12 protein-coding genes are annotated in these 14698 nt (G+C 64.5%); 3 read left to right on the top strand and 9 right to left on the bottom strand.

What is annotated here, in order from left to right:
* Positions 1–53: 53 nt before the first annotated feature.
* The 6 genes from glyS to ACSSVQ_RS05580 form a co-directional block, all read right to left on the bottom strand.
* On the bottom strand, positions 54–2165 hold the full coding sequence (gene glyS, locus ACSSVQ_RS05555) for a glycine--tRNA ligase subunit beta (RefSeq protein ID WP_454181327.1): 2112 nt from the start codon (positions 2163–2165) through the stop codon (positions 54–56).
* On the bottom strand, positions 2165–3073 hold the full coding sequence (locus ACSSVQ_RS05560) for a glycine--tRNA ligase subunit alpha (protein ID WP_454181329.1): 909 nt from the start codon (positions 3071–3073) through the stop codon (positions 2165–2167). Before ACSSVQ_RS05560 ends, glyS begins: the two co-directional genes overlap by 1 nt.
* A 164-nt stretch (positions 3074–3237) precedes the next feature.
* Positions 3238–3429, bottom strand: coding sequence for a hypothetical protein (locus tag ACSSVQ_RS05565; RefSeq protein WP_293326746.1), 192 nt, complete (start codon positions 3427–3429; stop codon positions 3238–3240).
* Between the two features lie 55 nt (positions 3430–3484).
* On the bottom strand, positions 3485–4348 hold the full coding sequence (locus ACSSVQ_RS05570; RefSeq protein ID WP_454181331.1) for a S49 family peptidase: 864 nt from the start codon (positions 4346–4348) through the stop codon (positions 3485–3487).
* Positions 4349–4436: 88 nt separating this feature from the next.
* A complete protein-coding gene (locus ACSSVQ_RS05575) occupies positions 4437–5237 on the bottom strand; it encodes a tRNA1(Val) (adenine(37)-N6)-methyltransferase (RefSeq protein ID WP_454181332.1) in 801 nt (266 codons plus the stop codon).
* Entirely contained in the window at positions 5234–5497 is a 264-nt protein-coding gene (locus ACSSVQ_RS05580) for a putative signal transducing protein (RefSeq protein ID WP_454181334.1), read from the bottom strand. The genes ACSSVQ_RS05575 and ACSSVQ_RS05580 overlap by 4 nt, the downstream gene beginning before the upstream one ends.
* A gap of 245 nt (positions 5498–5742) precedes the next feature.
* Here ACSSVQ_RS05580 and ACSSVQ_RS05585 point away from each other — a divergent pair, with 245 nt between their 5' ends.
* Positions 5743–6762, top strand: coding sequence for a polyprenyl synthetase family protein (locus ACSSVQ_RS05585; protein ID WP_293326735.1), 1020 nt, complete (start codon positions 5743–5745; stop codon positions 6760–6762).
* Positions 6763–6975: 213 nt separating this feature from the next.
* Here the strand turns inward: ACSSVQ_RS05585 and ACSSVQ_RS05590 are convergent, their stop codons facing one another.
* The 3 genes from ACSSVQ_RS05590 to ACSSVQ_RS05600 form a co-directional block, all read right to left on the bottom strand.
* Entirely contained in the window at positions 6976–7851 is an 876-nt protein-coding gene (locus ACSSVQ_RS05590) for a 4-(cytidine 5'-diphospho)-2-C-methyl-D-erythritol kinase (protein WP_454181336.1), read from the bottom strand.
* 22 nt (positions 7852–7873) lie between these two features.
* Complete coding sequence (locus tag ACSSVQ_RS05595; RefSeq protein ID WP_454181338.1) at positions 7874–9718, bottom strand: tetratricopeptide repeat protein; 1845 nt, start codon at positions 9716–9718, stop codon at positions 7874–7876.
* Between the two features lie 135 nt (positions 9719–9853).
* Positions 9854–11533 carry a 4Fe-4S dicluster domain-containing protein gene (locus tag ACSSVQ_RS05600; RefSeq protein ID WP_454181340.1) on the bottom strand — a complete coding sequence of 560 codons (1680 nt, stop codon included), beginning with the start codon at positions 11531–11533 and terminating at the stop codon, positions 9854–9856.
* A gap of 305 nt (positions 11534–11838) precedes the next feature.
* On the opposite strand from ACSSVQ_RS05600, the gene ACSSVQ_RS05605 reads away from it, so the two are divergent.
* Positions 11839–12693 (top strand): uracil-DNA glycosylase, encoded by an 855-nt coding sequence (locus ACSSVQ_RS05605; protein ID WP_454181342.1) that lies wholly within the window; start codon positions 11839–11841, stop codon positions 12691–12693.
* 42 nt (positions 12694–12735) lie between these two features.
* Entirely contained in the window at positions 12736–14595 is a 1860-nt protein-coding gene (locus ACSSVQ_RS05610; protein ID WP_454181344.1) for a lytic transglycosylase domain-containing protein, read from the top strand.
* Positions 14596–14698: the final 103 nt, after the last annotated feature.

A 14698-nucleotide genomic window follows, 5' to 3' on the forward strand; every position in this document is an offset into this window, starting at 1 on the left:
GGATGGCCCGGACAAGCCGGGCCATGACGCAGTAGGTTGTTCCGCGAGGGGGCTTACCCCTCGACCTTCGAGAAGTCCGCGACCTCATGCAAGGCCGCGCGGATGAGGCTCAGAAGGCGCAGGCGGTTCGCGCGCACTTCCGGTTTGTCGGCATTGACGGTGACCTTATCGAAGAAGGCGTCGACAGGCGCTCGGAGTTTCGCCAGCGCGGACATGGCGGCTGCGAAATCCTCGCGGCCCACGGCATGCGTCGCTTCCGAGCGCGCTTCCTCGATGCGGTCGAACAGCGCGCGTTCCTCGTCGAGTTCGAACAGCCCCGCATCCGGCTCGCCGTCGAATGTCGCGCCGTCCTTCTTCTCCTCGATACGAAGAATGTTCACCGCGCGCTTGTAGCCCGCGAGCAGGTTCGCACCGTCATCGGTGCCGAGGAAATCGGACAACGCTTCCACGCGCTTCACGATGAGCACGAGGTCGTCCTGCCCTTCCAACGCAAAGACGGCATCCACCAGATCGTGCCGCGCACCGCGATCACGCAGATAGACTTTCAACCGGTCGGCGAAGAAAGAGAGGAGCCACTCGGTGCTGGCGTAAATGCGCCCCCATCTGGAGTCACCAATTGAGGAAATAAAGCCCGCCTGCTCGAACATCTGAGCACTCTCAGCATGGAGTCGATGAAACAAGCCGGACAAGTTCAACCGAATGTCGGCCTCTAGCAGTATGCGAACCACCCCCAATGCCGTTCGCCTCAAAGCAAACGGGTCTTTGGAGCCTGTTGGTTTCTGATCAACACCAAAGAACCCTACCAGCGTATCGATCTTGTCGGCGAGTGCGACGACCTTGCCCAGCGCGCTGGCGGGCACGTCGTCGGTCGGGCCGACGGGCGAATAATGTTCGGCAATCGCGTCCGCGATGTCGTCGCCGAGGCCGTCGTTCCGCGCATAATAGGAGCCCATCAGGCCCTGCAATTCGGGGAACTCGAAGACCATCTGGCTGACGAGATCGGCCTTAGCGAGGCGGCCTGCCTGTTCGGCCTTGGCCGGATCGACGCCCGGCAGATCTTCGGCCAGCGCGCGAGCAAGCTTTGCGATGCGTTCGGCCTTGTCGCCGACGCTGCCGAGCCCTTCATAGAACTTCACATCGGCGAGCTTCGGCAGGCGCGCTTCCAGCGTTTCCTTCCGGTCCTGATCCCAGAGGAAGCGCGCATCGGCGAAGCGGGCGCGCAGCACGCGCTCGTTGCCGTTGACGATGGCCGCGCCGCCGTCATGCGCCTCGAGGTTCGCGATCACGATGAAGCGCGGGGCGAGCTTGCCGGTCTCGTCGGTGCAGGCGAAATATTTCTGGTTCGCGCGCATGGTGCTGGTCAGCACTTCCTGCGGCACGGACATGAACTCGTCGTCGATCTTGCCCATCAGCGGCACGGGCCATTCGACGAGCCCCGCCACTTCCGTCAGCAGCGCCTCGTCCTCGAAGAGCTTCAGCCCCTCATCCTTCGCGATGATCGACGCGGCGGAGTGGATCGCCTGCGCGCGGTCTTCCGTTGCCAGCACCACGCGGGCCTTTTCCAGCTTCGCCTTGTAGTCGGCAAAGCTCGTGACGTTGAACCCGTCCGGCGCCATGAAGCGGTGACCATAGGTCATGCTGTCAGCCGACATGCCTTCGAACTCGAAGGGCACGACCTTGCCGCCGAAGAGGCAGAGAATGGAATGAAGCGGGCGCACCCAGCGCAAGGATCCCTCGCCCCAGCGCATGCTCTTCGGCCAGGGGAAATTGCGGATCACCTGCGGCACGATTTCGGCCAGCACATCGGCCATCGCCCTGCCCGGCTTTTCGATCACCGCGACATAGAACTGGCCCTTCTTGTCTTCCCGGATTTCCGCCTCGTCGATGGAGGAAAGCCCCGCCGCGCGCATGAAGCCTTCGACGGCCTTTCCCGGCGCGCCGACCTTCGGCCCCTTGCGCTCCTCGCGCACATCCGGCGTCTTGTCCGGCAGACCATCGATGACGAGCGCCAGCCGGCGCGGGGTCGCAAAGGCTTTCGCCTCGCCCACGGCGACGCCTTCCGCCTTCAGCGCGTCCGTCACCAGCCGCTTCAGATCGTCGGCGGCACGGAGCTGCATCCGGGCGGGGATTTCCTCGGAGAAAAGTTCGAGCAGGAATTCAGACATTATTCGGCCGCTCCCGCCTCTACACCCGCCTGGGGCGTCTTCAGCCATTCCTCGGCGCAGCGCTTGGCCAGCGCGCGCACGCGGCCGATATAGGCCTGCCGCTCGGTCACCGAGATCACGCCGCGCGCATCGAGCAGGTTGAAGTTGTGGCTCGCCTTGATGACCTGGTCGTAGGCCGGCAGAGGCAGCGGCTGATCGCGGTCCAGCAGCGCATTGCACTCCTTTTCCGCATCCTCGAAATGGCGGAACAGCATTTCCGTATTCGCCGCCTCGAAGTTATGCGCGGAGAACTCCACCTCGTTCTGGTGGAAGACGTCGCCATAGGTCACGCGGTCCGCGCCCTCGGCGCCGTTGTAATCCAGCTCATAGCCGTTATCGACGCCCTGGATATACATGGCGAGGCGTTCGAGCCCGTAGGTCAGCTCGCCGGACACGGGCGAGCAGTCGAAGCCGCCCACCTGCTGAAAGTAGGTGAACTGCGAGACTTCCATGCCGTCGCACCAGACTTCCCAGCCAAGGCCCCAGGCGCCCAGCGTCGGGCTTTCCCAGTCGTCTTCCACGAAGCGGATGTCGTGGTTCTTCGCGTCGATCCCGAGTTGGTAGAGGCTCTCCAGATAGAGCTCCTGAAGATTTTCCGGGCTCGGCTTCAGGATCACCTGAAACTGGTAATAGTGCTGAAAGCGGTTCGGGTTCTCGCCATAGCGGCCGTCGGTCGGGCGGCGCGAGGGCTGCACATAGGCGGCCTTCCAGGGCTTCGGCCCCAGCGAGCGCAGCGTGGTCGCGGGGTGAAACGTGCCCGCGCCCATCGACATGTCATAGGGCTGCAGGATCACACAGCCCTGCCGCGCCCAATATTGCTGGAGCGTGAGGATCAGGGACTGGAAGGAATGGTCGGGCTTGCCGGTCATGGTCGCCTTGCGAGTCGCGGGCGGACTGCCCGTTTGAAAGCGCGCGAAACCTAGCTCCGGGGGGATAAGCGGTCAAGAAACGGTACGGACCGTCCCAAAATGACGAAAACCCGGCGTCATGCGCCGGGCCTTCCCGAAATTCCGTCCGCGTTCGCGGGTGGGGATCAGCGATGGTCCTCGGGGACGTAATAGCCGTCGCGGGTGCGGCGAAGCCGGCCCATGTCGCGCGGCTCCATGCGGCTGCGGGACCGCGCCTCGGCCATGGCCATGCGCTGGCGTTCCGCCGCCTTCACCACTGCCCGATACGCCGAGTAGCAGGCGGCAAGGAAGATCGCTGTGAAGACGAGCTTTGTCATCTAAATGCCCTTTCAACACTGGGGCCGGTCAGCCCAACCCGCTCGATTGGAATCATTAAAGGCCAAATCGGCTCCAAATGGAACGCCTCTCTAGGGCCGAAATGATCCCGTCTGCGAATGAATCCGCAAAATTCGGGCCAAAATCAGGCAGGGCATCCGTTTTCTGCGACGATCTGACGGTATTTCCGAACGGCCAGAAGGAACGCCGGGGCGCCACGAGGCGCAATTTCACCTCCTCGCCGAAGCGTTCTCTCATGACACTCCTGATTTCGCCGATTCCGTCGATCAGGCCGCGTTTCAGCGCGCCCTTGGCGGCCCAGAAGGCGCCGGAGAAGAGTTCGTCATCCGCGCCGTCCAGCTTTTCGCCCCGGCGGCCCTTCACCAGATTCTTGAAATAGTCATGGACCTCGCCCTGCAGGTCGAGAAGGCGTTTCACATCCTCTTGCCTTTCGGGCTGGAAGGGATCGAGCATGCCCTTGTTGGTGCCCGCCGTATGGACGCGGCGTTCCACGCCCAGCTTCTCGATCAGGCCGGTAAAGCCGAAGCCCGCCGATATGACGCCGATGGAACCCAGCACCGAGCTCTCGTCGGCGTAAATCTCGTCGCCCGCGCAGGCGATCATATAGCCGCCGGAGGCCGCCGCATCCTCGGCAAAGACGATGACGGGGAGTTCCTTCTCCTCCGCCAGCGCGCGGATGCGCTTGAAGATCAGCGAGGACTGGACGGGCGAGCCGCCCGGCGAATTGACGATAAGCGCCACCGCCTTTGCGCCGCTTGTGGAAAAAGCCTGCTCCAATGGGCCTGCCAGCGCGGCCAGCGTCACGCCATTGCGCAAGGGCTGGCTGCCGCCGATGACACCGGAAATGCGCACCACCGGCACCACGGGCGGCGGCGACCAGCCCGGGGCGATACGGCTCATGATGGGTTTGGGGAGAATGCGTCCTGCAAGATTTTTCATATAGCTTCAAATAGGTGCGTGAAGGCCGATAGGCAAGGCGGGCGGCGCGTCACACCCGGTCGAAATGCAGCGCTTCCCCGCCCCGCAGCAGCGCCTCGGCGGCTTCCGAGAAGCGCCCGTCCCGGCGATGAAGCACCAGCCCCGGACGCAGCACCAGCGGCGCGCGCGAGCCCCTTATGCCGCGCACGATCACCCGGCTCGCGGTCTTGCCGAGGGCGGGCCAGAGCGGAAAGACCTCGATCCCGCCGACATGGCCCTGCAGCGCGGCCAGCAGCGTCGCCAGCGCATCGGCCCGGTGGATGAAGGTCACCGTCGCCTTGGGACGTGCCATGACGCAGGTAAAGCGCACCCAGTCCTCCAGGTCGGAGCCCAGCGTCATATGCGCCTTCGCCTTGCTTTCATTGGGCGAGGCGGGGCTTGCCGCGGGATCGTGGAAGGGCGGATTGGCAAAGACATGATGATAGGAATTGGGTTCCAGCCCCAGCGCGGCGAGGTCGCGCGCGGGCAGGCCGATATCGCCCTGGAATATGGAGACGCGGTCCGCAAAACCATTACGGCGAATATTCTCCGCCGCCAGCGCCACCATCTCCGGCTGCAGTTCCAGCCCGTCCACTTCCAGCCCCGGCACGCGCGCGGCCAGGCAGGCGCTTGCGACGCCGACGCCGGCGCCCGCTTCCAGCGCGCGTTCGCCGCTTCGGGCCTGAATGGAGGCGGCGAGCAGCACCGCGTCGATCCCCGCCCTGTAGCCCTTGGCGGGCTGGCAAAGCGTGAGGCGTCCGTCCAGAAAGCCGTCTTCCGTGGTCTCTTCGATCCGTTCGGGGGTCGTTTCGCGTGCCGCCGCGCCGCTCATTCGTCCTCTCCCTGCTTTTCCGGCCCCGGTTCGCCCTGCCCCGGCCCGGCCTCGCTTTCGCGCTGGACCTCGTCGAGAATGCGCGCCGCCCCGGGGTGATCTTCTTCCGTCACCATCATACGCCTCGGCAGGATGCCCAGCGAGCCCTCGACGATGGAGGTATAGGCGTCGAGCACCAGCGGCTCGATACCTGCCTCACGCAATCGGTGCTCAAGATAGGACACCAGCACGGGATCGTTGCTTCTCAGAAGTTCCTTCATGGGGCTCCTTCGCCGATGGCGGCAATCGGCCGCATTCAAGCCAACTCTAACGGCCCCGCCCCGCCCGACCCCAGAAAAAACGCGACCCTTTCGCAAATTAGCTCAAATCCGGAACGCTCTATTGCAGCAAGGCCCGGACTGCCGCACTTGCCGCAGCGAGGCCGTCAACCTATTCTCCCGGAAAATCCCTCAAAAGGTCCGCCGCGCGGTTTGCGCGCCCGGTCCGGCAAGCAAGGAAGTCTGTTTTGGGTGTCGTCGTCCCCCTCGGAGAAGACCGCGAGCGCAGCAAGAATGCGATCGCCGACCTGCAGCGTCTCGTCGCGGCGGATATGGAGCAGGTCAACGAGTTGATCCGTGAGCGGATGAGCTCCGACGTGAAGATGATCCCCGACCTTGCTTCCCACCTGATCGAATCCGGCGGCAAGCGCCTGCGTCCCATGCTGACCGTCGCCTGCGCGCGGATGTGCGGCTATGAGGGCACGTCGCATCAGAAGCTCGCCGCCACGGTGGAGTTCATGCACACCGCGACCCTCCTCCATGACGATGTGGTGGACGAGAGCGATCTTCGCCGCGGCAAGGTCACCGCGCGCATGATCTGGGGCAATCAGGCCAGCGTGCTGGTGGGCGACTATCTTCTCGGCCGCGCCTTCAAGCTGATGGTGGAAACGGGCTCGCTGCGCGCGCTCGACATCCTGTCGGACGCCGCCGCCGTCATCGCCGAAGGCGAAGTGATGCAGCTCATCGCGGCGAAGGACACCGGCACGACGGAAGACGCCTATATGCGCGTCATCGAAGCCAAGACCGCCGCGCTCTTTGCGTCGGCTTGCGAAATCGGCGCCGTGATTTCCGAACATGGCGACAGCGCGGAAGCGGCGCTCCATTCCTATGGCCGCAATCTCGGCATCGCCTTCCAGCTTGTGGACGACGCGCTCGACTATGGCGGCGCGGCGGCCGCGCTCGGCAAGAATGTCGGTGACGATTTCCGCGAAGGCAAGATCACCCTTCCCATCGTGCTGGCCTATCGGCGCGGCGACGACGAGGAACGCGCCTTCTGGCAGCGCACGCTCGGCGAGGGCGACCAGTCGGAAGAGGATCTCCAGCACGCCATCGAGCTGATCGACAAGCATGACGCGCTGTCGGACACGATCTCCCGCGCCCGCCATTACGGCGCCATCGCCATCGATGCGCTGGCGATCTTCCCGGAAAGCGACCTGCGTCAGGCGCTGAGCGATCTCGTCGAGTTCTGCATCAGCCGCGACCACTGAGCGTGTCAGCATAGCCTCTCCCTCGGAGAGCAAAGTTGGCCCGGGCATGTGATGCAAAACAATACTGTCATCCCGGCCTTGTGCCGGGATCCAGAGCGACAAGCTCGGCGATTGCGGCCCCTGGACCCCGGGACAAGCCCGGGGTGACAGCTATTGGGTGAGAGCAATGCTCAAACAATAGCGGCGCAACACCAACAGAAAATTCTCGCGCGCCTACCCCGTCACCACGGGCGCTGCGGCGCACCACCAGTCCGGATAATCCGCCGACAGGATGGAGAGCGCGTCCTGTGCGTCATTGCGGTCGCTGAAGATCGCAAAACAGGTCGCGCCCGAGCCGGACATGCGGGCCAGCAAGGCACCGGGCAGCGTGTCGAGCTTGCGCAGCACCACGCCGATGGCCGGCGCGATCTCCATGGCCGGCGCTTCCAGGTCGTTGGGATGGCGGGCGAGCCATTGAAGAAGCTCGTCCAGCGTCGCAAAAGACGGCGGCGGTGCCTCTTCCCTTCCCTCCGTCAGCAGGGCGGCATCGAGCCGGGCGAACACCTCTCCCGTCGGCACCGCGACGCCCGGATTGACCAGCAGCAGGACGAAGTCCGGCAGCGCGGGCAGGCGCGCGACGCGCTCGCCGATCCCGGTCATGAAGGCGGGCGCGGCATCGAGACAGACCGGCACATCCGCACCCAGTTCGAGCGCGATGCGAGCCAGCGTCTCATGGTCGAGCTGTGCGTCCCATAATTCGTTCAGCAGATTGAGCGCGGCGGCCGCGTCCGCCGACCCGCCTCCTATGCCCGAGGCGACAGGCAGGTATTTGTCGAGCACGATCCTTGCGCCCCTGCCGCTCCCCGTCTCCGCCAGCAGCGCATGGGCCGCGCGCAGCACGAGATTGTCTGCCTCGCCGGTCAGGTCGTCGGCGAAGGGGCCTTCAATATCGAGAGTGAGATCGGTTGCGGGGTCCGCCGTCAGCCGGTCGCCCGTATCGGGAAAGACGACGAGGCTTTCCAGCTCGTGATAGCCATCCGGGCGGCGTCCGGCGATGCGGAGCGACAGGTTCACCTTGGCCCGCGCCATTGCCCGCTTTGCCGGGCTCATGCGCGCGCCCCCGGCCATCCCATCAGGAGCCGGCCTGGCCCGGCGCCCCCGTGTCGAGCAGGGCGCCGACATCATTGCGCTTCTCGGCCTTTTCGAGGCCGTATTTCAGCTTGTCCTTCAGCAGCGGAATGCGCTTCTTGTCGGGGTCGAGTTCGAGGGCGTGGCCCCACTGGAACCCGGCTTCGATCTTGCGGCCCACCTTCCACAGCGCATCGCCCAGATGCTCGTTGATGGTCGGGTCGCTCGGCTCCAGTTCCGTAGCGCGTTCCAGATATTTCACGGCTTCCTTGTAGTCGCCCAGCCGGTAATGCGCCCAGCCGAGACTGTCCACGATGTAGCCATCATCGGGGCGCTGCTCCACGGCCTTTTCGATCATGTCGAAGGCTTCGCTCAAATGCGTCCCCTTCTCCACCCAGGAATAGCCGAGATAGTTGAGCACCAGCGCATTACCGTCGGAAAGCTTCAACGCGTGCTTGAGGTCCTTCTCCGCCTGATCCCAATTACCCAGCCGCTCGTTGCAGATGCCACGGGCGTAATAGAGCGTCCAGTCCGAGCGGGACGGCGTCTTCACCAGGGCGATCGCCTTTTCATATTCGGCTTCGGCTTTGGCGTAGTCTTCCTTGCTGCGATAGAGGTCTCCCAGCGCCACCAGCGGATCCATTTCCTGCGGATAGTCTTCGACCAGGTTCCGCAGGAGAGACGCCGCCTCTTCTTCCTTGCCGAGCCTGTTGAGGTCGACCCCGGTCTGGATCTGCGCGGACAGATAAAGCGCGGAGTCCTTGGAAACCTCCGAATACTGATCGATGGCGATCTGCCAGCGCTCCTGGTCTTCGTAAAGACCGCCCAGCACGGTGCGCGCCACGTCGAAATCCGGCTTCATGAAAAGCGCCAGATGGATATAGAGCTGCGCGAGCTGGCGCGTCGCGCCCTGGTCGAGCGCGCTGCCGAGACCGTAAAGCACTTCGGCCACACCGGCGGCAGGCGTCGCCGCCACGCGTGGCAAGGCTTCGCCCGCTGCAAGGCGGCGCACCGCGTCGGCCACCAGCGGATTGTCCGGCGCGAGTTTCTGGAACTGTCCGAAAAGCGTTGCCGCGTCCTTGGCATGGCCGTTGCGCTGCAGGAAAGAGGCATAGGCCTGAACGACGCGGATCGAGCCGCCGCCCGTCGCCGTCATCGCCTCTGCGAAGGCTTTGCTGGCCCCCTTCGTATCGCCCAGATAATCGAGGATCAGCGCCTTGTGAAAGGTACGGAAAAGGTCGTAGGCCGTGCGGCCCTCGAAGGCGGCGAGCTTTTCCAGCGCCGCATCCTTTTCGCCCTTGCCGGCTTCGGCCCATGCGCCGGTGAGCGTGCCGACCAATGCGCTGAAGGGCCCCTTTTCGGATTGCGCATCCTTCACGGCCTGGGCGTCGTAATTGCCGCGCTTCACGGCATCCAGCGCCAGCACGAGGCCGGCGAGTCGGTCGTCCGGCGTCTGCGCCACGAGTTTGCGCGCCAGCCTTACCGCCCGGCCCTCGTCGGCAGCGACGAGCGAGGCGGTGAAAGCGCGTTGCAACACGACCGGGTCGGTCGGCGCGGCCTTCAGCGCCCGGTCGAAATAGGCCGCCGCCGTTTCGCTGTCGTTCTGCGCGGCTGCGTGACGGCCCGCGAGATAGGCGCCATAGGCGGTTTCGGTCCGAATGACGTCGCTGTCGCCCAAGCCCAGCGATGAGCCCAGCGAAGACCCGAGCCCGGCGCAGCCCGACAGGCCAAGCGCCAGACCGCCCAGAAGGGCGAGCTGCGCGAAAGCATGTCCCGGACGGGAAAGAAGACGGGCGCGACCTCTCGCGGAATGGCGGTTTCCCCCGCGGGCTTCACGCTTCAACATCATTAACGGATTGCCTCTGGTCCTTGTCTGCCGAACGCTCGCGCAGGAACCCGCCCGCGCGCCCCGGCGTCCCGACAGCGTAAGACCATGCGAACCGCTTTGCCAGCCCGGCGGACCGGCAAAGCGGCGCATGTCTGCTTACATATTCGGGTAGTTCGGCCCACCGCCGCCTTCGGGAACCGTCCAGTTGATGTTCTGGGAAGGATCCTTGATGTCGCAGGTTTTGCAGTGGACACAGTTCTGCGCGTTGATCTGGAAGCGCGGATTGGAGCCGTCATCGTCCCTGACCACTTCATAGACGCCTGCCGGGCAATAGCGCTGCGCGGGTTCGTCATACATGGGCAGGTTGTAGTTGATCGGGATTTCCGGGTCCTTGAGGCGCAGATGGACCGGCTGGTCCTCCTCATGGTTGGTCGCCGACAGGAAGACCGAGGACAGCTTGTCGAAGGAAATCTTGCCGTCCGGCTTCGGATAGTCGATCGGCTTGCAGTCCGCCGCCTTCTTCAGCGTGGCGCTGTCCGGCTTGCCGTGCTTCAGCGTGAAGGGCAGGCCGATGCCGAGATTGTTCATCCACATGTCGATGCCGCCGAAGGCAAGGCCGATCATGGTGCCGAACTTCGACCAGAAGGGCTTCACATTGCGGACGCGCTTCAGGTCCTTGTAGACGGCGCTCTTTTCATACGCCTCGGTATAGGCCGTCAGCTCGTCGCCGCTGCGCCCGTCCTTCACCGCGTCGAAGGCCGCTTCGGCGCCCATCATGCCGGTCAGCATGGCGTTGTGGCTGCCCTTGATGCGCGGCACGTTGACGAAGCCCGCCGAACAGCCGATCAGCGCGCCGCCCGGGAAGGTGAGCTTCGGCACGGACTGGAAGCCGCCCTCGGTGATGGCGCGCGCGCCATAGGAGATGCGCTTGCCGCCCTCGAAGGTGTCGCGCACGGCCTGATGCTGCTTGAAGCGCTGGAACTCGTCGAAAGGCGAGAGATACGGGTTCTTGTAGTTCAGGTGAACCACGAAGCCGACCGACACCAGATTGTCGCCGAAATGATAGAGGAACGAGCCGCCGCCGGTATTGTTGTCGAGCGGCCAGCCCATGGTGTGCTGCACCAGACCCTTTTTGTGCTTCTTCGGGTCGATTTCCCACAGCTCTTTCAGGCCGATGCCGAATTTCTGCGGTTCGCGGCCCTCGTCCAGACGGTATTTGCGGATCAGCTCCTTGGAGAGCGAGCCGCGCACACCTTCGCCGAAGAGCGTGTATTTCGCGCGCAGCTCCATGCCGCGCATGAAGCTGTCCTTGTGCGTGCCATCCTTGGCGACGCCCATATCGCCGGTCGCCACGCCGGTGACCGAGCCGTTCTCGTCATAGAGAATCTCGGCGCCCGCGAAGCCGGGATAGATTTCCACGCCCAGCTCTTCGGCCTTGGTGGCGAGCCAACGGCACAGATTGCCCAGGCTGACGATGTAATTGCCGTGATTGTTCATCAGCGGCGGCATCAGGAAGTTCGGCACGCGAACGCCGCCTGCCGGGCCGAGATAGACGAAATGATCCGCCGTCACTTCCGTATCGACCGGGGCGTCCTGCTCGCGCCAATCGGGGATCAGCGCGTCGAGGCCGACGGGATCGACCACCGCGCCTGAAAGAATATGCGCGCCGACTTCCGAGCCCTTCTCGATCACGCAGACCGAAAGGTCGAAATCCTCTTCCGCCGCCTTCTGGCGCAGTCGGATCGCCGCCGAGAGGCCCGCCGGGCCGCCGCCAACGATCACGACGTCGTATTCCATATATTCGCGCTCGGGGAGCGCGTCCGCCTGGTCGCTCATCTAACCCTCTTTTCTCCTGCCGCGTTCCGTCCTCGGTCCCCCTTGGGGCCTGCCGACCGGGGCCCGGGGAACGCCGGAATCCCTCTAAAATTCGCAACACTTATGGTGCCTACGGCTGTTGCGGTCAACACAGAGAGCCGTTCAGGACCGTTTCCCCTTTCATGCCGGATGCACATGGCCGGGTTCGCTGATAATCTTGTCTCGTCAATCATGCAGAAGACAGTAGGCAGTCAATTGCGACCGTCAAATGCGGCGATCGTTGTGCGGTCCGTTCCGGGCGTGAAATTCAGGGGTTCTTTTCCATAATGGACGGCGAGGCACGGGAATTTTCGGCGGAAGACGCGGCGGCACTGCTGGCGCTCTATGTCGAATCCGGCTGGACGGATGCGCTGGCCGAAGAACCGGTGAACCGTTACGAGCTGTCCGATGCGCCGGCCCGCGCCGCCGAGACCGCGCCCGCCGCGCCGGACGGTCCCCGCAAGGCGCCGCAAGCGCGGACGGCCCCGGTCGAGGCCCCCCGCCCGGCTGCGCCCGCATCGATTCCCCTGGAAGAGGCCGAAGCCGCCGAGACCGCGCGGGAGATCGCCGCGCGCTGCCAGACGCTCGACGAGCTCAAACAGGCGCTTTCCGACTTCGAGGGCTGCGCCCTCAAATTCACCGCCAAGAACCTGGTTTTCGCCGACGGCAATCCGGAAGCGGAGCTGATGTTCGTGGGCGAGGCGCCGGGGCGCGACGAGGATATTCAGGGCCTGCCTTTCGTGGGCCGGGCGGGCCAGCTTCTCGACCGGATGCTCACCGCCATCGGCCGCGACCGGCAGAGCGTCTACATCACCAACGTCCTGAACTGGCGCCCGCCGGGCAATCGCGCGCCCACGCCTGCCGAGCAGGCCATCTGCCAGCCTTTCATCGAGCGCCATATCGAACTGGCAAAGCCGGAAGTACTGGTGTTTCTGGGCGGCGTGTCGGCCAAGCAGCTCCTCAACACCACCACCGGCATCATGCGACTGCGGGGCAAATGGAACGTCTATCGCGCGGGCGACCGCGAAATTCCGGCCCTGCCGACGCTCCACCCGGCCTATCTCCTGCGCCAGCCCGCCCAGAAGCGCCTGGCCTGGCACGATCTTCTCTCGCTGATGCAGCGCCTCAACGCTCCCCGTTAACCTACGAGTAATTAATTTGCCTTGGCGCTTGAGAGGCGGCAGATGAGCGATATGATACCCGCTCATGCGCTGGGGGGTGCATTTATGACGACTTCGGTTCCCGGGGGGCGGACGGCCTGTCCTGCCCGTACAATTTTCAAATTCGCGCTCGCGGGCTTTCTGGCCGGCGCGGCGCTGATGCCGCTGCAGGCGGCCGCCGCGCAGGGTCCGTCGGCGGACGGGGCCACGGTAGTGCCCGCACGCATCTGGAGCCCTGAAGTTCTGAGCGGCAAGGACCGCGAACTCTACCGGCAGCTTTTCGCCGAGACCCGTCGCGGCCACTGGAAAAAAGCCGACGCCATCGCCGCGAAACTCTCCGACAAGCGGCTGATGGGCTTCGTCCTCTACGAAAAATATATGGGCCCGCATTACCGCACGTCCTATTCGGAACTTGCGGCCTGGATGAAGAAATATCGCGACCTGCCGGGCGCGAAGGACATCTACAAGCTTGCCGTGAAGCGCCGCCCCCATGGCGCATGGCCCACGCGGCCTGCCCGGCGCAAATGGCGCGCACCGGCTCATTCAGATTACGCGGTCTATGAAAAAGACGACCGGCCCCTGTCCGCGGCCTATAAGCGGATCGCGCCGCAGGTCCGCCGCCACGTCTCCTCCGACAGCGCGGAAGAAACGCTTCACTTCCTGAAGCGCTATCACGTCAGATCGAAACTCAACGCTGTCGAATTCGACAAGGTGCGCGTGCGCGTCGCGGCCTCCGCCTTCCTCGAGGGCAATGACGAGTTGGCCTATCGCATCGCCGACGAAATTTCGTCCCGTCATGCGCGCTATGTGCCGCTCGCGGACTGGTATGCGGGTCTGTCGGCCTGGCGCCAGGGGCACTATGCGAACGCCGCGCGCCACTTCAAACGCCTGTCGGAAACGAACAGCGCGGGCGACTGGTCCAAGGCGGCGGGCGGTTTCTGGGCGGCGCGCGCCTATCTTGCCGATCACGATCCGGAGCGCGTCGCGCCGATGCTCGAACGCGCCGCGGCGACGGGCGCGACCTTTTACGGCCTTCTCGCCACGCGCCAGCTCGGCCGCAAGATCGATATCGACTGGGTGCAGCCCGAACTCAACCAGAAATCCTTCCGCGCCCTTATCGCCAACAAGGCGGTGGCGCGCGCCGTGGCGCTGGTGCAGATCGGCCGCAAGGATCTTGCCGAACGCGAGCTGATCCGCGCGCATGGCGAACTTGCCCCCTCGCTCGACCAGCCGCTGATCGCACTGGCCCAGACCTTCGCGCTGCCCGCCGTGGCGCTTCAGGTGGCGAGCGCGGCGCATGTGCCCCATCGCATGGTCCATGGCCGCGTGCGGATGAATGCGGGGCTCTTTCCCATTCCCGACTACAAGCCCAAGGCCGGTTACACGATGGACCGCGCCCTCATCTTCGCCTTCATGCGGCAGGAAAGTAAGTTCAAGCCCGACGCGAAATCCTATGCGGGTGCGCGCGGCCTGATGCAGATCATGCCCGCGACGGCGAGCTACATCACCAAGGATCGCAGCCTTGCGGGCCGCAACCGGGACAAGCTGCTCGATCCGAATTTCAATGTCGGGCTCGGGCAGGACTATCTGAACGAGCTGATGAGCTACAGCCAGCCGCAGGGCAATCTCTTCATGCTCACCACCGCCTATAATGGCGGTCCGGGCAATCTGATGCGCTGGCTCCAAAACATCGATTTCAAGGGCGATCCGTTCCTCTTCATCGAATCGATCCCGGCGCCGGAAACGCGCGGCTATATCGAGCGCGTGATTTCCAATTTCTGGCTCTATCGCTCCCGCCTTGGGCAACCCGTCCGCTCGCTCGACGAGAGTGCATCCGGCACCTGGCCGGTGTATAAGGGCGTGGACGGGTCTCCGTCCTCCTGATACCGCTCCGGCTTCCGGCACACCGGTTTCCCTGAAAAGGAACCGCGTCACGGCCTCTGGTTTTCGACCGGATGCCGGCACGTTTTTTCGGACGGATGGCGGC

The sequence above is a fragment of the Parvibaculum sp. MBR-TMA-1.3b-4.2 genome (assembly GCF_053628815.1).